Origin of the sequence: Allobosea lathyri, from assembly GCF_900108245.1 — a bacterium.
In the GTDB taxonomy this organism is placed as follows: Bacteria; Pseudomonadota; Alphaproteobacteria; order Rhizobiales; family Beijerinckiaceae; genus Allobosea; species Allobosea lathyri.
Map to the genome: position 1 here is coordinate 558,395 of NZ_FNUY01000003.1, position 25,960 is coordinate 584,354.

At 64.7% G+C, this 25,960-nt stretch carries 26 protein-coding genes; 16 read left to right on the top strand and 10 right to left on the bottom strand.

The genetic code is table 11. The features are described 5' to 3' along the window. The first annotated feature begins 97 nt into the window (after window positions 1-97). From rpsK to C4S73_RS10305, 4 genes are all read left to right on the top strand, one after another. A complete protein-coding gene (gene rpsK, locus C4S73_RS10290) occupies window positions 98-487 on the top strand; it encodes a 30S ribosomal protein S11 (protein ID WP_043237079.1) in 390 nt (129 codons plus the stop codon). 88 nt (window positions 488-575) lie between these two features. Further along, complete coding sequence (locus C4S73_RS10295; RefSeq protein WP_103872354.1) at window positions 576-1,592, top strand: DNA-directed RNA polymerase subunit alpha; 1,017 nt, start codon at window positions 576-578, stop codon at window positions 1,590-1,592. A 113-nt stretch (window positions 1,593-1,705) separates the two neighbouring features. Further along, window positions 1,706-2,122 (top strand): 50S ribosomal protein L17, encoded by a 417-nt coding sequence (gene rplQ / locus C4S73_RS10300; RefSeq protein ID WP_103872355.1) that lies wholly within the window; start codon window positions 1,706-1,708, stop codon window positions 2,120-2,122. A 186-nt stretch (window positions 2,123-2,308) separates the two neighbouring features. Beyond that, complete coding sequence (locus tag C4S73_RS10305) at window positions 2,309-3,277, top strand: tripartite tricarboxylate transporter substrate-binding protein (RefSeq protein ID WP_103872356.1); 969 nt, start codon at window positions 2,309-2,311, stop codon at window positions 3,275-3,277. Window positions 3,278-3,344: 67 nt separating this feature from the next. On the opposite strand, the gene C4S73_RS10310 is transcribed toward C4S73_RS10305, so the two are convergent. Then, the gene (locus tag C4S73_RS10310; RefSeq protein ID WP_103872357.1) at window positions 3,345-3,785 is read right to left on the bottom strand and encodes a BLUF domain-containing protein; all 441 of its coding nucleotides are present in this window, start codon (window positions 3,783-3,785) and stop codon (window positions 3,345-3,347) included. Window positions 3,786-3,933: 148 nt separating this feature from the next. Between C4S73_RS10310 and C4S73_RS10315 the strand changes: the two genes are divergently transcribed. Together C4S73_RS10315 and C4S73_RS10320 are read left to right on the top strand one after the other, a co-directional pair. After that, complete coding sequence (locus C4S73_RS10315; protein WP_425290330.1) at window positions 3,934-5,367, top strand: Do family serine endopeptidase; 1,434 nt, start codon at window positions 3,934-3,936, stop codon at window positions 5,365-5,367. 32 nt (window positions 5,368-5,399) lie between these two features. After that, on the top strand, window positions 5,400-6,716 hold the full coding sequence (locus C4S73_RS10320) for a replication-associated recombination protein A (RefSeq protein WP_103872358.1): 1,317 nt from the start codon (window positions 5,400-5,402) through the stop codon (window positions 6,714-6,716). A 305-nt stretch (window positions 6,717-7,021) separates the two neighbouring features. Here the strand turns inward: C4S73_RS10320 and C4S73_RS10325 are convergent, their stop codons facing one another. Beyond that, window positions 7,022-7,294, bottom strand: coding sequence for a heavy-metal-associated domain-containing protein (locus tag C4S73_RS10325; protein ID WP_103872359.1), 273 nt, complete (start codon window positions 7,292-7,294; stop codon window positions 7,022-7,024). A 196-nt stretch (window positions 7,295-7,490) separates the two neighbouring features. Between C4S73_RS10325 and C4S73_RS10330 the strand changes: the two genes are divergently transcribed. From C4S73_RS10330 to dmeF, 4 genes are all read left to right on the top strand, one after another. Next, window positions 7,491-10,031, top strand: coding sequence for a heavy metal translocating P-type ATPase (locus tag C4S73_RS10330; protein ID WP_103872360.1), 2,541 nt, complete (start codon window positions 7,491-7,493; stop codon window positions 10,029-10,031). 31 nt (window positions 10,032-10,062) lie between these two features. Further along, window positions 10,063-10,560: a Cu(I)-responsive transcriptional regulator gene (gene cueR, locus C4S73_RS10335; protein WP_103872361.1), complete on the top strand. Its 498-nt coding sequence runs from the start codon at window positions 10,063-10,065 to the stop codon at window positions 10,558-10,560. Between the two features lie 84 nt (window positions 10,561-10,644). Further along, complete coding sequence (locus tag C4S73_RS10340) at window positions 10,645-10,920, top strand: metal/formaldehyde-sensitive transcriptional repressor (protein ID WP_103872362.1); 276 nt, start codon at window positions 10,645-10,647, stop codon at window positions 10,918-10,920. A gap of 13 nt (window positions 10,921-10,933) precedes the next feature. After that, entirely contained in the window at window positions 10,934-11,944 is a 1,011-nt protein-coding gene (gene dmeF, locus C4S73_RS10345) for a CDF family Co(II)/Ni(II) efflux transporter DmeF (protein WP_103872363.1), read from the top strand. Between the two features lie 334 nt (window positions 11,945-12,278). Here the strand turns inward: dmeF and C4S73_RS10355 are convergent, their stop codons facing one another. From C4S73_RS10355 to C4S73_RS10395, 8 genes are all read right to left on the bottom strand, one after another. Continuing rightward, complete coding sequence (locus tag C4S73_RS10355; RefSeq protein WP_244595528.1) at window positions 12,279-12,773, bottom strand: DUF411 domain-containing protein; 495 nt, start codon at window positions 12,771-12,773, stop codon at window positions 12,279-12,281. A 303-nt stretch (window positions 12,774-13,076) separates the two neighbouring features. Next, complete coding sequence (locus tag C4S73_RS10365) at window positions 13,077-13,361, bottom strand: copper-binding protein (protein WP_103872367.1); 285 nt, start codon at window positions 13,359-13,361, stop codon at window positions 13,077-13,079. A gap of 32 nt (window positions 13,362-13,393) precedes the next feature. Further along, entirely contained in the window at window positions 13,394-13,891 is a 498-nt protein-coding gene (locus C4S73_RS10370; RefSeq protein ID WP_103872368.1) for a cupredoxin domain-containing protein, read from the bottom strand. A 28-nt stretch (window positions 13,892-13,919) separates the two neighbouring features. Next, window positions 13,920-15,353, bottom strand: coding sequence for a multicopper oxidase family protein (locus C4S73_RS10375; RefSeq protein ID WP_103872464.1), 1,434 nt, complete (start codon window positions 15,351-15,353; stop codon window positions 13,920-13,922). Window positions 15,354-15,376: 23 nt separating this feature from the next. Then, the gene (locus tag C4S73_RS10380; RefSeq protein ID WP_244595529.1) at window positions 15,377-16,879 is read right to left on the bottom strand and encodes a TolC family protein; all 1,503 of its coding nucleotides are present in this window, start codon (window positions 16,877-16,879) and stop codon (window positions 15,377-15,379) included. Window positions 16,880-16,971: 92 nt separating this feature from the next. Next, window positions 16,972-17,175 carry a hypothetical protein gene (locus C4S73_RS10385; protein ID WP_146071317.1) on the bottom strand — a complete coding sequence of 68 codons (204 nt, stop codon included), beginning with the start codon at window positions 17,173-17,175 and terminating at the stop codon, window positions 16,972-16,974. Window positions 17,176-17,638: 463 nt separating this feature from the next. Next, the gene (locus C4S73_RS10390; RefSeq protein WP_103872370.1) at window positions 17,639-18,976 is read right to left on the bottom strand and encodes an ATP-binding protein; all 1,338 of its coding nucleotides are present in this window, start codon (window positions 18,974-18,976) and stop codon (window positions 17,639-17,641) included. Further along, the gene (locus tag C4S73_RS10395; protein ID WP_103872371.1) at window positions 18,973-19,737 is read right to left on the bottom strand and encodes a response regulator; all 765 of its coding nucleotides are present in this window, start codon (window positions 19,735-19,737) and stop codon (window positions 18,973-18,975) included. The genes C4S73_RS10390 and C4S73_RS10395 overlap by 4 nt, the downstream gene beginning before the upstream one ends. A gap of 175 nt (window positions 19,738-19,912) precedes the next feature. Here C4S73_RS10395 and crcB point away from each other — a divergent pair, with 175 nt between their 5' ends. From crcB to C4S73_RS10425, 6 genes are all read left to right on the top strand, one after another. Further along, window positions 19,913-20,296, top strand: coding sequence for a fluoride efflux transporter CrcB (crcB, locus tag C4S73_RS10400; RefSeq protein ID WP_103872466.1), 384 nt, complete (start codon window positions 19,913-19,915; stop codon window positions 20,294-20,296). Next, the gene (locus C4S73_RS10405; protein ID WP_103872372.1) at window positions 20,293-21,630 is read left to right on the top strand and encodes an RluA family pseudouridine synthase; all 1,338 of its coding nucleotides are present in this window, start codon (window positions 20,293-20,295) and stop codon (window positions 21,628-21,630) included. The genes crcB and C4S73_RS10405 overlap by 4 nt, the downstream gene beginning before the upstream one ends. A 108-nt stretch (window positions 21,631-21,738) precedes the next feature. Further along, window positions 21,739-22,245 (top strand): hypothetical protein, encoded by a 507-nt coding sequence (locus tag C4S73_RS10410; RefSeq protein ID WP_103872373.1) that lies wholly within the window; start codon window positions 21,739-21,741, stop codon window positions 22,243-22,245. Between the two features lie 97 nt (window positions 22,246-22,342). After that, the gene (locus C4S73_RS10415) at window positions 22,343-23,023 is read left to right on the top strand and encodes an HAD family hydrolase (protein ID WP_103872374.1); all 681 of its coding nucleotides are present in this window, start codon (window positions 22,343-22,345) and stop codon (window positions 23,021-23,023) included. A 219-nt stretch (window positions 23,024-23,242) separates the two neighbouring features. Then, a complete protein-coding gene (locus C4S73_RS10420; protein ID WP_146071318.1) occupies window positions 23,243-23,680 on the top strand; it encodes a hypothetical protein in 438 nt (145 codons plus the stop codon). Window positions 23,681-23,897: 217 nt separating this feature from the next. Next, on the top strand, window positions 23,898-25,898 hold the full coding sequence (locus tag C4S73_RS10425; RefSeq protein ID WP_103872376.1) for an acetyl-CoA carboxylase biotin carboxylase subunit: 2,001 nt from the start codon (window positions 23,898-23,900) through the stop codon (window positions 25,896-25,898). Window positions 25,899-25,960 lie beyond the last annotated feature (62 nt).

Here is a 25,960-nt window from a genome sequence, read left to right on the forward strand (position 1 = left end):
CCTCTCTCTCTGCAAGAGATGGTCGGGTCAAGCCCGAGCATGACGCTCTACTCCCCAGCGCCTGGCATCACGGGCGCGCCTGAAGGATGGAAGACCTATGGCCAAGGAAGCCCAACGCGTCCGTCGTCGCGAACGCAAGAACATCGTCTCTGGCGTCGCGCATGTGAACGCCTCGTTCAACAACACCATGATCACCATCACCGACGCGCAGGGCAACACGATCTCGTGGTCGTCCGCCGGCACGATGGGTTTCAAGGGTTCGCGGAAGTCGACTCCCTATGCGGCGCAGGTTGCCGCTGAGGACGCCGCCCGCAAGGCTGCCGAGCACGGCATGCGCACGCTGGAAGTCGAAGTCACCGGCCCGGGTTCGGGTCGTGAATCGGCTCTGCGCGCTCTGCAGGCCGCCGGCTTTACCGTCACCTCGATCCGCGACGTGACGCCGATCCCGCACAATGGCTGCCGGCCGCGCAAGCGCCGTCGCGTCTGACGCGTAACGATTGGGGCGCCCGCACCGGCGGGCGCCAGTACGGGGCGGCCCGCCGCCGCCATTGCATTGAAGCACCAGGAGTGCGGTCGTGATCAGCAAAAACTGGCAGGATTTGTCCAAGCCTAACAAGCTCGAAATCAAGGTCGGAGACGACCCGAAGCGTCTGGCTACCGTGATCGCGCGTCCGCTGGAGCGTGGCTTCGGCATGACGCTCGGCAACGCGCTTCGCCGCGTGCTGCTCTCCTCGCTTCAGGGCGCGGCCGTCACCGCCGTCCAGATCGACGGCGTTCTGCATGAATTCTCGTCGATCCCCGGCGTTCGTGAAGATGTCACCGACATCGTCCTCAACATCAAGGCCATCGCGGTCAAGATGCAGGGCGAGGGCCCCAAGCGCATGACCCTGCGCAAGACCGGCCCGGGCACCGTCACCGCGGGCGACATCAACACCATCGGCGATGTCTCGATCCTGAACCCGGACCTCGTGCTCTGCACGCTGGACGAGGGCTCCGAGATCCGCATGGAGTTCACGGTCAACACCGGCAAGGGCTATGTGCCTTCCGAGCAGAACCGTCCGGAAGATGCGCCGATCGGCCTGATCCCGGTCGACAGCCTGTATTCGCCGGTCAAGAAGGTGTCCTACCGCGTCGAGAACACCCGCGAGGGCCAGAATCTCGACCGCGACATGCTCACCCTGAACATCGAGACCAACGGCTCCGTGACCCCCGAGGATGCTCTGGCGCTCGCCGCCCGCATCCTGCAGGACCAGCTCGCGGTGTTCATCACCTTCGAGGAGCCGCGCAAGGAAGAGGCCGTCTCGACCGCGCCGCAGCTGCCCTTCAACCCGGCACTGCTCAAGAAGGTCGACGAGCTCGAGCTTTCGGTGCGTTCGGCGAACTGCCTGAAGAACGACAACATCGTCTATATCGGCGACCTCATCCAGAAGTCGGAGGGCGAGATGCTGCGCACCCCGAACTTCGGCCGCAAGTCGCTGAACGAGATCAAGGAAGTGCTCGCCACCATGGGCCTCCACCTCGGCATGGACGTGACCGGCTGGCCGCCGGAGAACATCGAAGAGCTCGCGAAGCGCTTCGAGGAGCATTACTGATCCGGCCGGCGCGGGCTCGTTCCGCGCCAGTCTCCCGCACGGCGCATCAGCGCCGGAGCATAAAGGACGGCCGTACCGTGGCACGGCGGCCGTAAGCACGAAGGAGCCATCCAATGCGTCACGGTTTTCGCGGTCGTCGTTTCAACCGCTCGGTCGAGCATCGCAAGGCGATGTTCGCCAACATGTCCCAGGCCCTGATCAAGCACGAGCAGATCACCACCACGCTCCCGAAGGCCAAGGACCTGCGTCCGGTCGTCGAGAAGCTGATCACGCTCGCCAAGCGCGGCGACCTGCATGCCCGCCGCCAGGCGATCGCGCAGATCAAGGACGTCGTTCTGGTCGGCAAGCTCTTCGCGGTGCTCGGCCCCCGCTACAAGGAGCGTAACGGCGGCTACCTTCGCATCATGAAGGCCGGCTTCCGCTTCGGCGACAACGCCCCGCTCGCCGTCATCGAATTCGTCGATCGCGACGTCGACGCCAAGGGCAAGGATTCCGGCCCCGTCTTCACGGCTGAAGACGAAGCGGCCTGAGCCGTTTCCACAGTTCGACAGCTTTCAAAGGGCGGCCCTCGGGTCGCCCTTTTTCTGTTTTCGGGTGAACTGCCGCAAGGGCATTGATCGCGGTGATTATTGCTGCGGCGCGCTATTTTTCAGCCACAGCCCGAATGCTAGCGTCTCCTGATCCGGTTCGTCTGCAGCCGGGAGCGGGAGACGGGCATGACGACGATTTCGAAGCTGGGTGGTTTGGCCGTCCTCGCGGGGCTGGCCTTCGCGCCGCCCACCATGGCGCAGGACAAATATCCGTCCAAGGCGATCACGATGATCGTGCCGTTCGCCGCCGGCGGCTCGTCTGATGTCATTGCCCGCCTTGTCGGTGACGAGATGGGCCGGGTGCTCGGCCAGCGCATCGTCATGGAGAATATGGGCGGGGCAGGCGGGGCGACCGCCCTGACGCGCGCGTCGCGGGCCGAGCCTGACGGCTATACGATCGTGATCGGCAATAGCGGCACCAATGCCGCCTCCTATTCGATCTACCCCGACCTGAAATACACGCAAGCCGATTTCACGCCGATCGGCCTTGTCGCAAAGACATCGCCCATGATCGCTTTGAAGCTGGATTTCCCGGCCAGGACTCTGACCGAATTCCTGGCCTATGCGAAGGCCAATCCCGGCAAGATCAGCCTTGGCCATGCCGGTGTCGGTTCGTCGAATTATCTGATCTGCCGCAATTTCATCAAGGCGGCGGGCGTCGATGTGGCGCTGGTCAGCTATCGCGGCGCGGGACCTGCGCTGAACGATCTCATGGGCGGCCAGATCGACGGGGTCTGCGATGCCGCGACTTCGCTGTCGGGCGCCGTGCAGGGCGAGAAGGTGAGGGCGCTCGTCGTCGCAACGCCGAGCCGGCTGGCCAGCCTCCCTGATGTGCCGACCTCGCAGGAGGCGGGGCTGCCGGCGTTCCAGGCGCAGGGCTGGAACGCGCTCTTCGCGCCCAAGGGAACGCCGGAGCCGGTGATCGCGAGGCTGAATGAGGCTTTGCGCACAGCGCTTTCGAGCGCGACGCTGCAAAATCGATTCAAGGAGCTCTCATCCATTCCGCCGGGCGCGGACGAGCTTGCCCCGTCCTTCGTCGCCGCGATGGTTCCCCGCGAGATCGAGAAATATCGACTGCTCCTGCAGGAGAAGTGAGCCGGTCGAAGCTCTGATCGGGCAATGAATGAGGCGGCCTTCGGGGCCGCCTTTTTTGGTGTCTCGTCTATGCCTTCGCAGGGGACGTTTCCGCCGGCCGCCCGGCCAGCTCCGCCGCGAGATCGAGCAGGGTGTCCGGCTGCTGCGCGTTGAGATCTGTCTCGGGCGTGACGCCATAGAGACCGAAGATGAAGGTCGTCGTCTCGTCATGCTCGGCGAGGCCCATCGACCAGCGCGGGAAGGTCCGTTCCGCAATCGCTTCTTCCGAGAGCAGGCGAATTGCGGTGTGGCGGGGATCGACCACGATCCGGCCATAGGTCTCGGCAATATTGGCCTGCGCGCCCTCCAGCACCTGTGCGAAGGCTGCCGGTGTGGCCAGGAGAAATCCGGTCACATCGTTCTGGTCGTTGAAGCGCCGCGCGCTGGCGACGACGCGGCTGAGTTCGTCGCGACGCATGGCCTCGACGAGCCGGCTTTCGCTGGCATAAACAAGACGAATCAGGCTCATCAGGGCTGCTCCTTCGCAGCGTGTATCGGGCTTGCGGCAATTGGGATGCGGTTTCTGGGAACCGGACCGGTACCGAGATGGTAGAGTGAGTGCGATGTGGGAGGTTCAACGCCAAACCCCGCGCTTTTGTTTCATCGTGAGGACCAGCATGAACGTTCGTTTCGCACGAGGCCGGGGCAAATCTGCTGCCGGAGCATTGGCGGTGACGCTGATGATCGGCCTTTGCCCCTGGCCTGCATTCGGTCAGGCCCGTCAGGTCCCCGAGACGCGCCAGCAGGTCACCTTGTCCTTCGCGCCGCTGGTGCAGAACAGCGCCGCCGCCGTGGTCAACGTCTATGGAGCGCGCGTCGAGAAGCGGCCGCAGAACCCCTTCATGGACGACCCGTTCTTCCGGCGCTTCTTCGGGGACGGCGGTTTTGGCGTGCCGAAGGACCGGGTGCAACGTTCGCTCGGCTCGGGCGTCGTGGTCGATGCAAGCGGGCTTGTGGTCACCAACAACCACGTCATCGAGGGCATGAGCGAGGTCAAGGTCGCCTTCGCCGACAAGCGCGAGGTCGAGGCGACGATCCTGCTGCGCGATCCACGCACCGACCTCGCCGTGCTCAAGCTCAAGGCCGTCAAGGATCTCGCCGCCATCGAGCTGGCGGATTCCGATCAGGTCCTGGTCGGCGACATCGTGCTCGCCATCGGCAATCCCTTCGGCGTCGGGCAGACCGTGACGCAGGGCATCGTCTCGGCGCTGGCACGTACGCAGATCGGCGTGGGCGACGCGCAGTCCTTCATCCAGACCGATGCCGCGATCAATCCGGGCAATTCCGGCGGCGCGCTCATCGACATGCAAGGACGTGTCGTAGGGATCAACACCGCGATCTTCTCCCGCTCGGGCGGGAGCGTCGGCATCGGCTTTGCCATTCCCTCGGCCATGGTCCGGGTCGTCTTGGAAAGCGCCAAGGCCGGCGCGACGACGGTTCGCCGTCCCTGGTTCGGTGCCAGGCTTCAGGTGCTCACCGCCGATGTCGCCGACGGGCTTGGGCTCGACCGGCCGGCAGGCTCCGTCGTTGCCAGCCTTGTCGAGAAGGGGCCGGCGGCAGAGGCGGGGCTGCAGCGCTCCGACGTGATCCAGGCCGTGGACGGCATCATGGTCGACGATCCCGAGGCCTTCGGCTATCGCTTCGCCACCCGCCCGCTCGGCGGCATGACCTCGCTCACCGTGCTGCGCAGCGGGCGCAAGGTCGTGCTGCCGGTCAAGCTGATCCCGGCGCCGGAAACGCGGCCGCGAGACCCCGTGGCTCTGGCCGGGCGCTCGCCGCTGGCGGGGCTGACCGTGATGAACCTCTCCCCGGCTTTGGCCGAGGAACTCGCGATCGATGCCGCAACGGACGGTGTCGTCATCGGTGAGATCGAGGAGGGCAGCACGGCTGCGCGCATTGGCTTCCAGAAGGGCGACGTCCTCCAGGCCCTGAACGGCGAGCGCATGGCGACATCGCGAGAGGTCGAGACCGCCCTGAAGGAGCGCAGGCGCGCCTGGGAGGTGACGATCTCGCGCGGCGGGCAGACCGTGACCTCGGTCTTTCCCGGGTGAGCGTCGAAAGCGCCAGTCTTGATCGGTAATCGATGACGATGTCTCTTTTCGAGGAAGCTGCTCCGCGCCCTCTCGCGGAGGTGCTTCGCCCCCAGCGCCTCGCGGACGTTCTCGGCCAGGATCACCTTCTGGCCGATGACGGTCCGATCGGGCGGATGGTGGCGTCCAAACGCCTGTCGTCCTTCATCCTCTGGGGGCCGCCCGGGGTGGGAAAGACCACGATCGCCCGGCTTGTCGCGACGCAGGTCGGGCTCGATTTCGTGCAGTTGTCGGCCGTGCTTTCAGGAGTGGCCGACCTGCGCAAGGTCATCGAGGCCGCAAAGCAGCTGCGTCTGGGCGCGGGCCGGCAGACGGCGCTTTTCGTCGATGAATTGCACCGTTTCAACCGGACGACCCAGGACGCCATGCTTCCTCATGTCGAGGATGGAACGATAACGCTGATCGGCGCGACCACCGAGAATCCAAGCTTCAGCATGGTCGCGGCGCTGCTGTCGCGGACCAAGGTCTATACCCTGAAGCGCTTCGAACGAGCGGATCTGCTCAAGCTGGCGGAACGTGCGGAGGCTTACACCGGCAGGCTCCTGCCGCTGGACGAGAAGGCCAGGAACGCGCTCGTCGAGATGGCCGATGGCGACGGACGTTATCTTCTGGGGCTTTGCGAGGAACTCCTCGCACTGCCGAGGGACGAGGTGCTCGATACAGCCGGACTGGCGGATGTCGTGCAGAAGCGGGCGCCGATCTACGACAAGGGGCAGGAGGAGCATTACAATCTCCTGAGCTGCTTTCATAAGAGCCTTCGCGGCAGCGATGTGCAGGCGGCGCTCTATTGGGCGGCCCGCATGATGATCGGCGGCGAGGACCCCGGCACGATCTTTCGGCGGCTGGCCTGCGCTGCGTCCGAGGATGTCGGGATGGCCGATCCTCAGGCGATGCCTCAGGTGATCGCGGCCTGGAACGCATTCGAGCGGGTTGGCTGGCCTGAAGGCAAGCTCTTCATGGGGCAGGCGATCACCTATGTCGCCACCGCGCCGAAATCCAACGCGACCTATATGGGGTTCAGCAGTGCGCTTGCGCTCGCTCAGAACACCGGCTCGTTGCCGCCGCCCAAGCACATCCTGAACGCGCCGACCAAGCTCATGAAGGAACTCGGGTATCATGCCGGATACCGGTATGATCACGACTTCCCCGATGCGTTTTCGGGCCAGGAATTCTTCCCCGACGAACTGGCGGGCACGAACCGCCCGGAGTTCTATGCGCCCAATGAGCGCGGGTTCGAGCGGGACATCAAGAAGCGGCTCGATTTCTGGAACCGGAGCAAAGCCGGGAGAAAGGCAGCAGACGACGAATAGGCGGTTGGGCTGTGGCGATCCCGCACGGAACGCGCAGTCCTCCTCGGTGACCGCACGTCGGCTGGGATCCATCGGGCTGAGCGGCAGCTTCAAGAACAGTGAATCATCCCAATCGGATGCCGGGTCAATATTGTGCCTGGTCGGTTTCTGTCTGGAGATCGGACCATCATGCTGGTCGCGGTATCGCCGGCCGCAATATCGAGCCCATCGAATCGTGCCGTGCGGTTCTTCCGATCAGGGCACCGACCCCAGGCAGCGCAGGCACATCATTCACGCCCGCGCTGTCTTCACCCGGAAGGCATGACTCAGGCCGAAGCGAGAGCCGCGCTTGGCGTGTAACCGGCGCCGGAGACGATCGACTTGATCGCGGCATAATCGCCAGAGCCCTTGACCGATACGAGCTTGGAGGCCGGATCGGCGTCCACGGTCGTGCCCGGCAGCGCGGACTCGATCGCCGACTTGATCGTTCCCGCGCAATGGCCGCAGGTCATGTCCTCGACGGTGAAATTCAGCGCGCCGGGAGCGGTATTTGCCGCCGAATCCGTGGCGGCTCGGGAATGTTGTTCGCACGAGCACATGGCCGTGACCTCCTGATTGGTTATCGTCCCGGTGAGGCTGCGGCTTCCTATCGTGGTAAGGTCAAGAGGTTTTTTCAGAAATTTTCGACGCCCTCGGGCAGGGCGAAAAGAATGTCAGGCTGACCTCGAAAAAGCGCTTGACCTTACCACGATGGGAAGCTGCATACCATTTGCCATCATGGATTGGAGAGACGTTATGTCGACTGTCGCGATGGCTGGGAAAGCGGGTTCCGCTCCGCCAGAACTGGAGATTTCCGTTTCCGGAATGACCTGCGCTTCCTGCGTCGGCCGCGTGGAGCGCGCGCTCGCTTCGGTGCAAGGCGTCAAGGCTGTCGCGGTCAATCTTGCAACCGAGCGGGCGCGCGTGACGCTGTCCGACGCCAGGACTGATACGGCGCAGCTCGTCGATGCGATCCGCAAGGCCGGCTACGAGCCGAGCGAGGACATGATCGAGCTCAAGGTGGCGGGCATGACCTGCGCCTCCTGCGTGGGGCGGGTGGAAAAGGCGCTGAAGGCGGTTCCCGGCGTCCTCGAGGCGAGCGTCAACCTCGCCACCGAGCGCGCCTCCATCAGGTTCATTGGCGGTGGCGACACGCCTTCGCGCCTTGCCGCGGCCGTTGCCGCCGCGGGTTACGAAGCCGAGAAGATCGTCGCGGGCGTCGACGCGTCGGAGCGCGAGCAGCGGGAAAAAGACGAAGAGCAGGCCCGGTTGAAGCGGGCCGTCATCATCGCCGGCATCGCGACCGTGCCGCTGCTCGTCTTCGAGATGGGCACGCATATGTTCGAGCCGCTGCACCATTTCCTGGCCGGGCGGGTCGGCGAGTTCAACATCAAGGTGCTGTCGTTCCTGCTGGCCAGCTTCGTCCAGTTCGGCCCCGGCCTGCGCTTTCTGCAAAAGGGCTGGCCCGCGCTCCTGCGCGGCGCGCCTGACATGAATTCGCTGGTCATGCTGGGGACCTCGGCGGCCTATCTCTATTCCACGGTCGCGACCTTCGCGCCCGACATCCTGCCCGAGGGCACCGACTACACCTATTTCGAGGCCGGCGCGGTCATCGTCACCCTGATCCTGATGGGGCGCTGGTTCGAGGCGCGGGCAAAGGGGCGCACGAGCGAGGCGATCAAGCGGCTGATGTCGCTGCAGGCCAAGTCCGCGCGCGTCGTCAGGGATGGGGTCGAGGTCGATGTGGGCATCGAATCCGTGCGGCTCGGCGACATCGTCCTCGTCCGGCCGGGCGAGCGAATCCCTGTTGATGGCGAGGTCGTCGAAGGCGCGTCCTATGTCGATGAATCGATGATCACGGGCGAGCCAGTACCGGCCCGCAAGGAGCCCGGCGCGCCCGTGACAGGCGGCACCGTCAACGGCACCGGCGCCTTCCGGTTCACGGCCCAGAAGGTCGGGGCCGACACGCTGCTGGCCCAGATCGTTCGCACGGTCGAGGCGGCGCAGGGGGCCAAGCTGCCGATTCAGGCGATGGTCGACAAGGTGACGATGTGGTTCGTGCCGGCCGTCATGCTCATGGCGTTGGTGACCTTCATCATCTGGCTGTTGGTCGGCCCGTCCCCGGCGCTGTCCTATGCGCTGGTGAACGCGGTCGCCGTCCTGATCATCGCCTGCCCCTGCGCGATGGGGCTGGCGACGCCGACCTCGATCATGGTGGGCACGGGCAAGGGCGCCGAGCTCGGCATCCTGTTCCGCAAGGGCGAGGCGCTGCAGTCGCTCAGGGATGCCGAAGTCGTCGCGCTCGACAAGACGGGAACGCTGACGAAGGGCCGGCCGGAACTGACCGATATCATCGTGTCCAAGGGCTTTTCGGAGAGCGAGGTTCTTCGCCTGGTGGCTTCGGTCGAGACGCAATCGGAGCATCCGGTTGCCGAAGCGATCGTCGCCGCGGCGCGCGGGCAGGGCCTTGCGCTGGCCGGTGTCGCCGACTTCGGCAGCGAGCCGGGGTTCGGTGTGAAGGCAAGCGTCGATGGCCGGACCGTCGAGGTTGGTGCGGACAGGCTGATGCGGCGTCTCGGGCTCGACATTGCCGCCTTCAGCGAGGAGGCCATGGAGATGGGCGACGCCGGCAAGACGCCGCTCTATGCCGCAATCGACGGCAAATTAGCGGCCATCATCGCGGTGGCGGACCCGATCAAGGAGACGACGCCGGAGGCGATCGCGGCGCTGAAGGCGCTCGGCCTGCGTGTCGTCATGATCACCGGCGACAACAGCCGCACGGCGCATGCCATAGCCAAGCGGCTCGGTATCGGCGAGGTCGTTGCCGAGGTTCTGCCGACCGACAAGGCTGATGTCGTCAAATCGCTGCAGGCCAAGGGGGCCAAGGTCGCCTTTGTCGGCGACGGGATCAACGATGCTCCCGCACTGGCGCAGGCCGATGTCGGGCTGGCCATCGGCACCGGCACCGACATCGCGATCGAGAGCGCGGATGTCGTGCTGATGTCGGGAGATCTCAACGCGGTGGCCAAGGCGATCGGGCTCTCGCAGGCGACGATCGCGAACATCCGCCAGAATCTGATCTGGGCTTTCGGCTACAATGTCCTGCTGATCCCGGTTGCTGCCGGCGCGCTCTATCCGAGCTTCGGCGTCCTGATGTCTCCGATGTTCGCGGGTTTGGCGATGGCGCTATCGAGCGTCAGCGTCCTGACCAATGCATTGCGGCTCAAGCGCTTCGGGGCGAACGACAAGGCGGTGGTCGCCAGCCAGACCCGGTCGCGGCTTGTGGCTGCAGAATGATTTCGAACTCAAACGACAGGGAGACGATGCCATGAACATCGGACAGGCAGCTTCCGCCTCGGGCGTCACGGCCAAGATGATCCGCTACTACGAGAGCATCGGCCTCATCGCGGCGGCGGTTCGGACGCAAGCCGGATATCGCGTTTATTCGAGCGAGGATATCCATGCCCTTCGCTTCATCAAGCGCGCCCGCAATATGGGGTTCTCGATGGACGAGGCCCGCGAACTCCTGGCTCTCTGGCGCGACAAGACCCGCGCCAGCGCCGATGTGAAGAGCTTTGCGCTCAAGCATGTCCGCGAGCTCGAAGCCAAGATCGCGGAGCTTCAGGCGATGGCGCAGACCATCAAGCATCTCGCGAACAACTGTCATGGCGACGATCGTCCGGATTGTCCGATCCTGGCTGATATCGCCGATGTGACGCCCCAGCGGAAGGCGGCCAATGGCAATGGCAAGTCCAAACGCGGCACGCAGGACCATGCCGATTGCAGCTGCGACGATGCGGCCCCGGCCGCTCCGCAAAAGCACTAGAGCCGATCGACATCGCTACAGGCCCGGCGGCCGCGCTTGCGTGGGGTCGTCCAACGCCCTAAATATCCTATAGGGGAGTATAGTATGTCCCATCTCAAGGCCAACAAGGATCGGCTCATCGCCCGCGTCCGGCGGATCGCTGGGCAGATGGCGGCCGTCGAGCGGGCGCTGGATGCGGATGCGACCTGTGCGGCGGTGCTCCAGCAGGTTGCTGCAGCGCGCGGCGCGATCCACGGGCTGATGGACGAGATCGTCGAGGACCATGTCCGCGAGCATGTTGCCCGCCCTGACCTGACCGCCGACGAGCGCGCCGTCGGTGCCGAGGAATTGATCGCGGTCATCCGCCGCTACGCGAAATAGGGAAGGGCACATCATGACGACCCGAAACGGCATCGAAGCGCTCAGCCACGACCATGTCTTTCTCGGAGACAGTCACGAGGAGAACGCGCGGCGAACCCTGTGGGTGGTCGCCCTGACGGCGGTGATGATGGTCGGCGAGATCGTCGCCGGCACGATCTTCAACTCGATGGCGCTGCTGGCTGACGGCTTTCACATGGCGACCCATGCCGGTGCGTTGGCAGTGGCCGCGGCGGCCTACGCATTCGCCCGGCGTCATGCGACGAACCGGCGCTACAGTTTCGGGACCGGCAAGGTCGGTGATCTCGCCGGCTTCGCCTCGGCGCTCATCCTGGGCGTTGTCGCTGTCGGGATCGCCTTTGAGTCGGTCCAGCGGCTGCTCGACCCGCGCCCCGTCGCATTCGACCAGGCGACAATCGTCGCGGTGCTCGGCCTGGTCGTGAACATCGTCAGCGCATTGCTGCTCAGCGGCGGTCATCACCACGGGCATGGCCACGACCACCACGCCCAAGACCACCACGCCCAAGACCACCACGTCCAAGACCACAACCACGCTGGCGACCACCATGCCAGGCACGATCATGCTGGCGCCCATAGCCATGCCATGCGTCATCGCGACAACAATCTGCGTTCAGCCTTCGTCCATGTGCTTGCCGACGCCCTGACCTCGGTGCTCGCGATCGCCGCGTTGCTGGCGGGCGCCTATCTCGGCTGGGTCTGGCTCGATCCGATGATGGGCATCGTGGGCGCGGTCGTCATTGCGGCCTGGTCCTTGACGCTGATGCGCGACACGGCCGCCGTCCTGCTCGATACGACCGACCACCACCTCGAGGCCGAAATACGCGAACATGTCGAAGCCGAGGGCGACGCCCATATCACGGACCTCCATGTCTGGCGCGTCGGTCCGGGCGCGCATGCGGCCATCGTCAGCGTCGCCGGTGCGGTCGATGGTGAGACGGTCCGCGCCCGGCTCGCGCCGGTTCACGAACTCGCCCATCTCACGGTCGAGACGAGGGCGGTCGCTTGAAATCGTCCTGCATCAAATCGCCCTGCATCAAATCGTCCTGCATCGGCCATCTGCGCAAGGTCATCGAGATGATCGGGGTGGGGCGTCCCTGCCTCGATATCGCCGAAAACTGCAATCCACTTTTCGGGCAGGCGGCACCGGCATGCGTTCGTGATCGACCGCGAACACACGATCTGGCCGACCTACCGGTGATCGGCTAGCTCGTTGTTTTTGCGTCGGCTTTTCCGAAAGCCGGAATCCACTCGAACGTCGATTGCAAGCGCTCTGGCATGGATCCCGGGTCAAGCCCGGGATGACCCAGTGTTTCCGAGTAAAATCAGCACGGTCTTGCGGATCAATGCTCCGCAAAGACGCTTGCCGATCCGTCCTTTGCGATCAGCAGGGTTTGAAATCGCTCCGCCTTGGCGCCTTTGATGTCCATGCCGGGAGAGCCGACCGGCATGCCGGGAACAGCGAGTCCGCGCGCGTTCGGCCTGCCCTCGACAAGGCGAAGAATATCACTTGGGGGCACGTGACCCTCGATGAAATACCCGTCCACAAGGGCTGTGTGACAGGATTCGTGAGCGGCTGGCACGCCCAAGCGGCGCTTCACCTCGGTGAGATCGTCCAATTCGATCACCTTCGCCTTGAAGCCGGACTTCGCGATGTGGTCCACCCACGCCTTGCAGCAACTGCATGTCGCCGTTTTGTAGACGGTTACGACACGCTCCGGCGTGCTTGCGACGGCGCCATGAACAGACGTCGCCAGGCCAAGCAATCCGAGGCCGAAACAGCGCCGTGTGAGCTTCAGCTTATTCTTTGTTCGGTGTTGCTGCATCGGGCTAACCATGGTCCTCACGATCGTCCTGGGATTGTCGAGCGCCGAGGCAGATGCCCCGGACGCATGTGACGATGATCACCTTGTGCGACGTCGAGAAACAGTTCGCACGGTAGGTGATTGTTCCCTCGCGATCCGACACCTTATCGACCTTGGCATTGGGGCAGCCCGCGTCGAGAAGCACCGACTGAAAATTGCCGTCTCTGGCGCTAGTGTCCAAAGCGGGCGCGGTTGAAAGCGCGGTGGCCAGGATGGCGGCGGCGGTTTTGACATGGCGCCTGCCGCAATCCCGACTCCCGGCCGGTTGCCGAGAGATCATTTCTGGAGCTTCGTCACCGTGATCTGGCCGTTGACGCGATCGGCGGTGAACTTGACCTTGTCGCCAGCCTTGACGGTCTTGAGCATGGTGGGGTCCGCCGCTTTGAACACCATCGTCATGCCGTCCATGTCGAGGTTCTTGATCGGGCCATGGTCCAGGGTGATCTTGCCCTGCTCGATGTCGATCTTCTTGACGGTCGCGCTGACCAGGGGGGCGTCCTGCGCCAGAGTGGGGCCGGCCAGCACAGCGGTCAGAGCGAAAAATGTCAGGATGCGCCGCATTGTGTATCTCCTTGAGAGGGGGGTACGGCCGATCACTTCACGATGACCTTGCCGGTCATCCCGGCTTCGCGGTGACCCGGGATCAGGCAGGAGAAGTCGAACTCTCCGGCCTTGGTGAACTGCCAGACGATCTCGCCTGTCTTCTTCGGCGCAAGGCGCTTGGCGTTCGGGTCGTCATGCTCCATGTCGGGATTCTTCTGCATGTCGATCGCGTGCTTGAGGTTCTCCTGCAGCGTCGCCAGCACGAGTTCGTGGTCGAGTTCGCCATTGTTGCGCATCGCGAACTTGATCTGCTCGCCACGGCGCACCTCGATCCGGTCGGGGATGAAAACCATCTTGCCGTCCCTCTCCGCCATGGTGACCTGAACGAGCCGGGCCGGCTTCTTGGCATCGCCGGGCTTTCCGTAGGCGGTTTCATCGCCCGCCCCATGGCCGTGCCCGGCGCTGCCTCCTGGCCCTGCAAGGGCGATTGTCGTCGAGAGCGCCAGGGCGGCGATCGCTCCAAGGCCAATCCGCTTGATCCGCTTCATGCGATAGATCCTCGTTTTAGAGAGTGAGTCAGTGGTTGGAATGGCTGCCCGGCTTGACCGGCAGGGGCGTGCCGTCGGCGGGGAGCGCGGGCTTGCGCGGGTCCTTGACCTGCCAGTCGACGGAATCGAGGCCGCTGTCGGGGCCGGCCGTGCGCGGTGCCTCTGCGAGCTTCTGGCCCTTGTATTCGTAGGCGACGGTGCCCTCCGGGTTCTTGAACCAGCCCGGATCCTTGTAGTCGCCGGCAGCCAGCCCTTCGCGGACCTTCACGACCGAGAACATGCCGCCCATCTCGACCGGGCCGAACTGGGCATAGCCTGTCATCATCGGGAGCGTGTTGCTGGGGCCCTGCATCTCCATCGAGCCCATCTCGCCCATGCCGTTCGAGCCCATCGGCATGTAGCCGGGCGCGATCTTGGCGATGCGCTTCGCCAGGTCCTTCTTGTTCACGCCGATATAGGTCTTCACCGAATGCCCCATGGCATTCATCGTGTGGTGCGACTTGTGGCAGTGGATGGCCCAGTCTCCGGGCTCGTCGGCCACGAAGTCGAAGGAGCGCATCTGGCCGACCGCGCAGTCGATCGAGACCTCTGGCCAGGTCGCGTTCTCGTCGACCCAGCCGCCATCCGTGCCCGAAACCTTGAACTCATAGCCGTGCATGTGGATCGGGTGGTTGGTCATGGTCAGGTTGCCGAAGCGGATCCGGACCTTGTCGTTCCTGGCGACGACGAAAGGGTCGATTCCGGGGAAGGCGCGGCTGTTCCAGGTCCACAGATTGAAGTCGAGCATCGTATTGACCTTGGGCACATAAGAGCCGGCCTCGATGTCGAAGGCGTTGAGCAGGAAGACGAAATCGCGGTCGACGCGGCGGAACGCCGGGTCCCTGGGATGCACGACGAGGAAGCCCATCATGCCCATCGCCATCTGCACCATCTCGTCGGAATGCGGGTGGTACATGAAGGTGCCCGAGCGCCGCATCTGGAACTCGTAGACGAAGGTCTTGCCCGGCGGGATGTGCGGCTGCGTCAGCCCGCCGACGCCATCCATGCCGTTGGGCAGGCGCTGGCCGTGCCAATGGACGGCGGTATTCTCCGGCAATTTATTGGTGACGAAGATCCGGACATTGTCACCCTCGACGGCCTCGATCGTCGGGCCCGGCGACTGGCCGTTATAGCCCCAAAGATGCGCCTTCATGCCCGGCGCGATCTCCCGGATGACGGGTTCGGCAACGAGGTGGAACTCCTTCCAGTTTCCATTCATCCGCCAGGGCAGGGACCAGCCGTTGAGCGTGACGACGGGCTGATAGTCCGGGCCCGAGGTGGGCATCTGGGGCGCCTGCGTCGCCGGGCTTTTGGTCGAGGCGGCTTCCGGGATGCTGGCGGCCTGGGCGCGGCCGCTGACGAGCCCGGCGGCAGCCACGACGAAGCCTGATGCTCCGACGAACCCTCTGCGTGATAGCGTCATGGTTCTCTCCTGTCCGGTCATCGTCAATGCGCCGCGGCGGCGCCTTCGGAGGCAGCGACAGCCGCGCCTCCGGAGGAGCTGCCGCCACCGCTACCGCCGCCGATGACGACATGTTTCAGGTCGACCGATGCGATCCAGAAATCGCGCCGCGCTTCGACCGCCTGGGCGTTGCTGAGGATGCGCGCCCGCGCATCGACGATCAGCGTGGTGACGTCGATCAGCATGCCGCTGTACTGGAGCAGCGATTCGTCCTGGATGATCTTGCGCAGCGGCAGAACCTGGTTCTGGTAGTGCTTCGCGATGTCGTAGGTCCCGCGATAGCCGGTATAGGCCTCGCGCGCCTCGGAGCGGACGTTCACTGCCTTCTCGGCCAGGCGATTGGCGCCGGCGAGATAGGTCTGTTCGGCGGCCGCGACCTTCGATTGCCCGAAATCGAACAACGGAATTTCGAATTCGAATTCGAGCGTTTTGAGATTGCGCTTTTCGCGCTCGACCTGGACGCCGCCATCGCCATCGACCGTGAAGATGTTCTTGCGGTCGGCCGTGCGGCGTCCCAGCAGATCGACATCGTTGACGAAGCGGGTCGCCTGGGTGAGGCCGAGCCGCTTGGCGAGGATGTCGAGGTCGCCTTTGGCGATCTGAAGGTCGATGCGCTTCTTGAGCGCCTGGGCTTCGATCTCCTTGGCCGTTTGCAGGCGTGCCGGCAGCGGTGGCAGGCTGGCGGGAAGTTGCAGGGCGATGTCCTTGCCCCAGAGACCGAGCAGGCGGATCAGCCGCTCGCGCTCGACCTTCTGCCGCAGCCTGGCCTTGGCCAATTGCGCGGTCGTCTCGGCATAGAGCGCATGCTCGCGCGCCTGCTCCAGCTTGTTCATGCCGCCGGATTCACCCAGCCGCTTGATCAATTCCGATGTCGCCTCGGACGTCGCGACGGCCTGTTGCAGGTAGCCGGTCTGCTGATTGGCCGCGACCGTGCGATAGAACTGCCTGCGGGTATCGGCCGCGAGCTTGAAGGTCGCCTCGGCCGCTTTCAATTGCGCGTCCCGGAAGGTGTCGGCGGCGATTTCGCGCCGAGCCGGCAAGGTGGCCAGCGCAAACAGGCTGGCCACAACCGTGCGCTCGATCTCCGTTTCCAGCCGCCCGGTCAGGCGCGAGATCGCAAAGCGCGGGTTCGGAGGCAGGCTCGCCGCCACCATCTGCGCCTCGGCGAGGCCAAGATCGTTGTACGACGCTTGCAGCCCGCGGTTGTTGAGCAGTGCGATCTGCACCGCTGCATCGGCGGTGACGGTTGCTTTCAACAGCTTGTCGACGCGGGCCTGGGCGGAGATCGCCTCGGCCTCGTTGGTGATCTTGACCGCGTCCTTGTTCAGCTCCGCATAGGCGAGCGAAATCGGCACGGCCGTGCCGGCGTCAGGCGAGAAGGCGACGCAGCCGCCCAGCCCAGCAGTGATGGCGAGGATCGAGATGCCGCGGCCTATTCGCGCGAGCCGGCCTTCATTCTGTGACGTGGTCCGTTCAAGCTGCATCATTCGCCCTGGCATCTCTAGCGTCGTCGCATCGGTGTCGTGATCTGGCTTCCGCCTTTCGGCGTGGGCCGTCAGTTGCCTTTCGGTGTGGACGTTCAATTGCCTTTCGGCGTGACCTCGCGATTGAGGTCCTCCCAGCCCTTCGGCTCCACCGGCCTGAATGCCTTCACGCCTCCGGTTACCGTCGCGTAGGCAAGCGCAGGCGTCTTGGCTGCAGGGTCGGCCGGATGGGCTCCGGAGATCACGTTGGGGGGAGCAGCGCAGGCTGCGAGAGCAACCGGCATAAAGGCTGACAGCAAGCCCAGCCGCAGCCATTTGCGCGGCCGGGCAGGTTGAAAGAGACGGGGTGTTGGCTGTCTGGGCATCGACCAAATCTGCTTCGCAAATGAATCTTGGGTGCGAAGCGAAATTACCCGATCGGGCCAGCCTACGGTGTTACATATTGTTGCAACGGCGGACCGGGGCGGCCAGGTAAAGGCTCTCTCCCACCAGCGGCCTTTGAGAAAAACGCTATCGCGTCATTGCGAGCGCAGCGAAGCAATCCAGAGCGGCAGCGCTCGAAGTCCCCTGGATTGCTTCGCTGCGCTCGCAATGACGGAAGTCAGCCTCAAAGGCCGCTGGTATCATTTCAGGCGGTCCAGCCGACAGGGCCCTGTAAAAGGGTTCGATACCGTCGGGGTCGCTCGCTGTCGGGAGCCGGTTTGTTCGAGGATCTGCCGAGCTTCACCGCGACGCGCGCGAGCCGGGGCCAGCGAACGCGCTTCACGCGGCGATATATGGCAGGCGCGCGATCACGCGAAGGCCGCCCTCCGCCCTGTTTTCGAGAAGCGCATCGCCGCCATGTCCGCGCAGTACGCTTCTCGCGATGGTCAGTCCAAGGCCTACCCCGCCGGTCTCCCGGCTCCGGGAGGAATCGATGCGCATGAAGGGGGCGAACACCGCTTCCAGTTCGGATTCCGGAATGCCCGGACCGCTATCCTCAATCCGGATGGTGATCCCGTCCTTGTCTGTGGAGACGCCGATGGCGGCATTCCCGCCGTAGCGAACCGCATTCCAGACGAGGTTGGTGATGGCGCGCTTCAGCGAGAGATGACGTCCACGGAAGCGCAGGCGCGAGGGCGCTATCAGCGTCACCGCATGTCCGGCGTCGGTGAAGTCATCCTTGATGGTTTCGAGAAGCACCGAGAGGTCGAATTCCCGCTTGGGCTCGCTGACCTGTTCGCCGCGCAGGAACATCAGGCTGGCGTCGAGCATCGCTTCCATTTCGTCGAGATCGGCCTCGATATCGGCGATCGCGGAGCGGTTTTCGAGTTCCTCGGCCCGCAGTCTGAGGCGCGTTAGCGGCGTCTTGAGATCGTGCGAGATCGCCGCCAGGGTCTGGGTGCGATCGTCTATGAGCCGTTTGATGCGGCGCTGCATATCGTTGAAGGCGGTGGCCAGAGCCCGCACTTCCTTCGGGCCCGCGACGGGTACATCTGCCGCGTCGCCGCCGACATAGGCCTTGCGCGCGGCGTCGGCGAAAATCCTCAGCGGCCGCGTCAGCCAGCGCACCATGAGAATCGAGACCAGGACAACGCCGAGCGCCATCAATGTCGTCGACCAGATGATGCCATGCATGGTTCCATGCGGGCCGTTGAAACGCACGATGTTGAAATTCACCCAGCCGCCATCGGCCGCCTTGATCGACACCTGGAACTGATGCGGGTCTGTGCCGCTGCCGCCCATCGCTCGCGGCGCCGACACGATCCAGTTCTCTTCCGACAGCTCCGGAGCCATTTCGATCAGGCGGCTGCGCAGCGCGGCGAGCTCGGGGTCGGCAACGGGATTGGCTGTCGCCAGTTCCACCGCGCTCCAGTGCACTTCGATCGGGCCGCCTGAAAGCGAGTGAGCGACATTGTCGCGCTCGTTGACGGGGAGCGCGAGGATGGCTCGCTTGATCGAGACGATGCGCTCGGCCAACCGGCTTTCATTCGTGAGGTCGATCTCGGAGCGCAGCCCTGATTGATAGGTCCAGAGGCTGAGCAAATGGAAAACACCCAGGCCCAGCAGGAGCACGATGATGGTACGCGACTGGATCGTGTCGGGGAGCCAGCGTTTCATCGACGCTCGACGCTCGGCACGAACAGGTAGCCCGTTCCGCGGATGGTCTTGATCATCGCATCCGAACCTGCTTCGCCGCCCTCGATCTTGCGGCGAAGCCTGCTGATCTGGACATCCACGACCCGGTCAAAGCCCGTAGCAATCCGGTTCTTGGCGACATCCAGCAGCATTTCGCGCGTCAATATCTTGCCGGGCGCTTCGACAAAGGCGCGCAACATGTCGAATTCGCCGGTGCTGAGATCGACGATGACGCCCTGCGGATCGCTCAGTTCGCGACGCACGATATCCAGCGTCCAGCCCGAGAAGGAATAGCCGCGCGGAGGAGCCGGTTTGGCCGAAGCGACCGAACCGCGCAGGCGACGCATCATGGCGTTGATGCGCGCGATCAGCTCGCGCGGGCTGAAGGGTTTGGCGAGATAGTCGTCCGCGCCGATGTCCAGCCCGGCGATGCGGTCGCTTTCATCTCCTCTGGCCGTGAGCATGATGACCGGAATTGCAGAGGTCCGCCGCAGCTCCCGACACAGGTCGAAGCCGGACGTTCCGGGCAGCATGACGTCGAGGACGATGAGGTCGATCGCTGCCGAGGCGAGGACCTCTTTCATCTCCTCGCCATTGGCGGCCGCCGTGACGCGATAGAGATTGGACCGCAGAAACCTGGACAGCAAAAGCCTGATCTGCGGGTCGTCATCGACGACCAGCACATGCGTTTCAGGCGCCTCGGGCGGCCTTGCCTGCGTGTCCAGGGCAGAGCGCTCGCTCATGGTCTTGCGCTTCGTTCTCGATCAGTATGGGCACCTGTCTACCTCATCGCACACATGCGCATTGTTACGAATTATTGCAGCGCCTGTCCGTCTCGCCGAGCCCTCCTTGAGGGGAGACGTGGAGCGCGCGGCGATTTTGTTTGTGCACCGGGGCCCCGCACTCTATTCGAAAGCCATGACCTCCACGCTTCTCGTCTTTCTCGGCGCCGGCATCGGCGGCGTGCTGCGGCACGGCGTCAATGTCGTCTCGCCAAAATGGGTCGGCATGAGCTTCCCCTATGGCACCATGGCGATCAACATCATCGGCTCCGGGCTGATGGGGCTGGTTGCCGGCTGGTTCGCCTTGAAGGCGGGCGTGGGGGCGCCGCAGGGTCTGCGGCTGTTCCTGGCGACCGGCATTCTCGGTGGCTTCACCACGTTCTCGGCCTTCTCGCTCGACGCCATCCTGCTCTGGGAGCGGGGTGAGGCGGTGCTGGCGGCGGCTTACATCTTCGGCTCGGTTGCAGTGTCGCTTGTCGCGCTGGTCGGCGGACTCGCGATCATCAGGGGGCTGACATGAGGACAGGCAACAAGGGACCAGGCGGCCCCAAGGGGAGCGGTCCCAAAGGAAGCGGCGCCAAGGGCAGCGGCGCCAAGCGTGGCGGCAGGCCGCCTGCCTCGGGCGCGCCCAGAGGCAAGCGCCCGAGCCATGATGCCCGCCGCTCGGCGCGCGCAGCCACGCGGCCCGGCCCCGAGCGCGAGGAAGACGTCGTGCGCACCGAGCCGACGCGCAATCCCGCTCCGCATCATCCCGCGCCCCGCGCCGCCGGCCCGCGCAAGCCCGTACAGCGCAAGGCACCTGTGACGGATGCGCCGACGCGCGCCGAGGTCAAGGCCGAGACCGCGCAGGTGCTTGCGACCGGCGTGCAGCAGCTCGTTGTGACCGCCGACGAGAACGAGATGCGGATCGACCGCTTCCTCGAAGCACGCTTTCCGCAGCTCTCCTTCAGCCATATCCAGCGCATCGTCCGGAAGGGCGAATTGCGCGTCAACGGCAAGCGCGCCGACAGCAAGGACCGGCTCGAAGAAGGCCAGACCGTGCGCATCCCGCCGCTCAAGCTCGATCCGCAGGAACAGCGTCCGCGCTCGCTCAAGGCCGACGAGGACACGCTCGGCTTCCTGCGCTCGATCACTCTCTATGAGGACGACGACGTCATCGTCCTGAACAAGCCGGCGGGGCTCGCCGTCCAGGGTGGCTCGGGCACGACACGCCATGTCGACCAGATGCTCGATTCCATGATGGGCAAGGACGGCCAGAAGCCGCGCCTCGTCCATCGCCTCGACAAGGATACGGCGGGCTGCCTCGTCATCGCGAAATCGCGCTTTGCCGCCGCGACGCTGGCCAAGACGTTTCGTTCGCGTTCGGCGCGCAAGGTGTACTGGGCGCTTGTCGCCGGCGTGCCACGCGTGCGCCAGGGCCGGATCTCGACCTATCTCGCCCGCGAGGAGGCCTATGACGGCGACCAGCGCATGGCCGTCGCCAAGCATGGCGATGACGGCGCGATGCATGCGGTGACCTATTACGCGGTCGTCGAGACGGCGGCGCAGAAGCTCGGCTGGCTTTCGCTGAAGCCCGTGACCGGGCGTACCCACCAGCTGCGCGCCCATGCCGCCCATATCGGTCATCCGATCGTGGGCGACCCCAAATATTTCAACATCAAGAACTGGGAACTGCCCGGCGGCATCCAGAACAAGCTGCATCTGCTGGCGCGGCGCATCGTGCTGCCGCATCCGCGCGGCAAAGGCACGATCGACGTCAGCGCGCCGTTGCCGCCGCATATGCGCCAGTCCTGGAACCTGCTCGGCTTCGAGGATGAGCGCTACGACCCGATCGTGGACGCGCCCGACGAGTAGGGGCTGGGAACAATCGCTCAAAGAGGTGACGAAGCGTAAGAGAACAGTTGCGGAACAGATTGGGCTATGTTCTAATTTTGTTCCAATCGCTCTTACGTAGGTGCCCTGATGCGTTTCGCCCTTATTCTGGCAGGCCTGACCTTGGGGCTCGCCGCCCCCCTCGCTGCCCAGTCGACCGCTCCGGCTCCGGCGCCGGTTCGGGCCGCAACCACGGCCACGACCACGGCCGACGAGCCCGTTCCGCGGGCCGAGCGGGCCAAGGCCCGGCAGGATTGTCTCGCCGAAAACGTCGCGCTTTCGGGCGACGACCTGCGCGCCGCGATGCGCCGCTGCATCCAGGCGAAATTCCCCGGCGTGCAGCTTTATGCCCGCGACGGGCTCACCCGTGACGGCAAGCCGACGGCTGCGACCGTGCGCGCCGCCTGCAAGGAGGAGGTCGACGGTCGCAACCTTTCCGGCTCGACCCGGACGGCGGCGCTGGTCGCCTGCTTCAACGCCAAGCGTCCCGACCTGGCGCAGCGCGCCGAATGCCGCAAGGAGGCGCGGGACAAGGGGCTCGACGGCGAGCCGCTGCGCAAGGCGGTCGATGCCTGCGCCCGCGAGGCCAGATCCTGAGCGGCTCTGCCTCAAGGACCGGATGTGCGGAGCAACGGGACCACGTCATGTCGCCAGCGCAATGGATCGCTCCGGCGATCCGGGCTAGAGCGACGCCATGGATCTCGTCATTTTCGACCTCGACGGCACGCTGATCAATTCAGAGGCCATTCTTCTCCGCTCGCAGGTCGAGACATTCGCGCGGCACGGCCTCGTGCATCCCGGCCGCGAGGCGGGTCTGGGGATCGTCGGGCTGACGCTGAACATCGCGCTGATGCAGCTTGCCGGGCTCGACGAACCCGACGAGGCGCTGACCGAGACCTATCGCGAGGTGTTCGGCGCGATGCGACGTCAGGCCGAGAGCGATCCGACATTGGCCGAGCCGCTCTTTCCGGGCGTCGCAGACATGCTTGCCGAGCTTGCGCGCCAGCCCGGCCTACGCCTGGGCATCGCGACGGGCAAATCCCGTCGCGGCGTCGAATATATCGTGGAGCGCTTCGGCTGGCAGGATCTGTTCCAGACGGTCCAAAGCGCCGATGATGCGCCCTCAAAGCCGCATCCGGGCATGATCCTGCGTGCGATGGCGCAGACCGGCGCCGCGCCGGAGCGGACGGCGATGGTCGGCGACAGTTCCTTCGATATCGAAATGGCGGTCGCTGCGGGCGTCATGCCGATTGCGGTCTCCTGGGGCTTCCAGCCTCCCGCCAGCCTGGTCGCACTGGGCGCGCGGCATGTGCTGACGGACTGTCGGGACCTGCCAGGTCTGCTTGGACTACCCGCGGTCGCCGGGTCTGTCTGAGGCGAAGCGTCGACCTCTTACTGCCCCACTGGGCCTGAACGGCTTGAGCCTGCGGACGGCGTGTTCAGTAACAACCTCGCAACCACGTCCGATCAGCTCCGTTTAACCTGAATATCCGTTCAGATTTTGGCATTAACCACCTGATTGCGAGTCGCGATCCATGGTGTTCCTGCAACAGGGACATACCGGCACAAAACAAAGCCGGACAGGGGTTAAGCCATGATTGGTCATGAACTTCGTGAATTCGTCGATCGCGTGATGGATCGTCATGCGATCAACGAAGAAGACGTCAAGGTTCTTCAGCGTTACGTCCTGCTCGACGACGTTTTGACGCGCGATACCATCGATGTTCTGATCGCACTCGATCGGGCAGTGCCGGCGACTTGCGCGGCCTTCGCGGATTATCTGGTCGCGCTGGTCGTCGACTATGCCGTCTGGGAAAGCCGCCCGACCGGCGTGATCGATCGCGACAAGGCGCATTGGCTGGTCACGACGCTCTCGGCCGGCGAGGGGCCCACGCGAACCGCCCAGCGCATCGCCTTCGAAATCGTGCGCGAAGCCGAGCGCTGCGACGAGATCCTGCTGGGCTTCGTGCTCCGCAAGGGTTGCGCCAAGGTCCCGGGCTTCAGCGCCGAGCGCGTGCTGCTCGCGAGCTGACGGGCATTCGCGCACAGCCATCTGTACGCCACCGAACTTTCGCATCAGTGGACGCCGGCTGCGGCGTCCAATACATCCCGGTTCAAGAGCGTGTCCCGATCGGCCGATCGGAATGCGCTCTTGAGTTTTTTCCGGGCATGTCGGCTTCGAAAAACCGGTGTCGGCTTTTTCCGGACATGCTCTAACTGTTCTTTCTGGTCGCCGGGAGACGCCACGCATGTTCTCGAAAATCCTGATCGCGAACCGTGGCGAGATCGCCTGCCGCGTGATCAAGACGGCGCGCCGCATGGGCATCAAGACGGTCGCCGTCTATTCCGATGCCGATCGCGACGCGCTGCATGTCGAGATGGCCGACGAGGCCGTGCATATCGGGCCGCCGCAGGCGGCGCAGTCCTATCTCGTGATCGAGAAGATCATCGCGGCCTGCAAGGCGACGGGCGCGGAAGCCGTGCACCCCGGCTATGGCTTCCTCTCCGAGCGCGAGGCCTTCGCGCTGGCGCTCAAGGAAGCCGGCATCGTCTTCATCGGTCCCAATCCCGGCGCCATCGCCGCGATGGGCGACAAGATCGAATCGAAGAAGGCGGCGGCAGCCGCGAAGGTCTCGACCGTGCCGGGCCATCTCGGCATCATCGAGAGCCCCGAACATGCGGTCGAGATCGCCGATGGAATCGGCTATCCCGTCATGATCAAGGCCTCGGCCGGCGGCGGCGGCAAGGGCATGCGCATCGCCCATTCTTCGGCCGAGGTGGCTGAAGGGTTTGCCCGCGCCAAGTCGGAAGCCGCGTCCTCCTTCGGCGACGATCGCGTCTTCGTGGAGAAGTTCATCGTCGATCCCCGCCATATCGAGATCCAGGTCCTCGGCGACAAGCACGGCAACGTCATCTATCTCGGCGAGCGCGAATGCTCGATCCAGCGTCGCAACCAGAAGGTCGTGGAAGAGGCGCCGTCGCCGCTGCTGGATGAGGCCACCCGCCGCAAGATGGGCGAACAGGCCGTCGCGCTGGCCAAGGCCGTGAACTACGATTCCGCCGGCACGGTCGAATTCGTCGCCGGGCAGGATAAATCCTTCTACTTCCTCGAGATGAACACGCGTCTCCAGGTCGAGCATCCGGTCACCGAGATGATCACCGGCGTCGATCTGGTCGAGGAGATGATCCGCGTCGCCTATGGCGAGAAGCTCAGGCTCACTCAGGCCGATGTGAAGCTGAACGGCTGGGCGGTGGAATCCAGAGTCTATGCCGAGGATCCGACCCGCAACTTCCTGCCTTCGACCGGGCGCCTCGTAACCTATCGCCCACCGGCGGAGGGGCCCGATGGCGAGGCGACCGTGCGCAACGATACCGGCGTCTTCGAGGGCGGCGAGATTTCGATCTATTACGACCCTATGATCGCCAAGCTGGTCACCCACGCGGCCACGCGCGAGGCCGCGATCAAGGCGCAGGGGCGCGCGCTCGATGCTTTCGCGATCGACGGCATCCGGCACAACATCCCCTTCGTCTCGGCGCTGATGCACCACCCGCGCTGGATCGCGGGTAATCTCTCGACCGGCTTCATCGCCGAGGAGTTTCCCGAGGGTTTTGCGCTGCCGCAGCCCAAGGGCGAAGTCGCGTTCAGGATGGCTGCGATCGCGATCGCCTGCGACCACAAGCTGAACCAGCGCAAGCGCAACGTCTCGGCGCAGATGCAGGGCTGGCGCAAGGTCGCCTTCGATCGCACGCGCATCGTCGTGCTGGGCGGAGAGCGCTTCGAGGGCGAGGTGACGGAGAAGGCCGGGGCGATCGAGATCGATCTGGGCGCGCGCAGCATCAGCGTCGTCAGCGAGTGGCGGCCGGGCGAGCCGGTCTGGCACGGCGCGCTCGACGGCGTGAAGGTCGCGGCGCAGGTGCGCGCGGTTCTGAACGGCGTCTCGCTCGGCCATGCCGGGGCCTATGCGAATGCCCATGTCTACACCGTACGCGAGGCCGAGCTCGCCGCTTTGATGCCCGAGAAGGTCGCAGCCGACACCGGCAAGTTCCTGCTTTGCCCGATGCCGGGCGTGGTCAAGCAGATCTCCGTCACGGTCGGGCAGGAGATCAAGGCCGGCGAGGCGCTCTGCATGGTCGAGGCGATGAAGATGGAAAATGTGCTGCGCGCCGAGAAGGACGCCACGGTCGCCAAGATTCTTGCCAAGGAGGGCGATTCGCTCGCGGTCGACGCCGTCATCATGGAATTCGAGTAAGCGCGTGAGCCCCACGCATGCCGGCGAGTCTTACCGTCATCTGAACTCTTGCCATCGGCAGA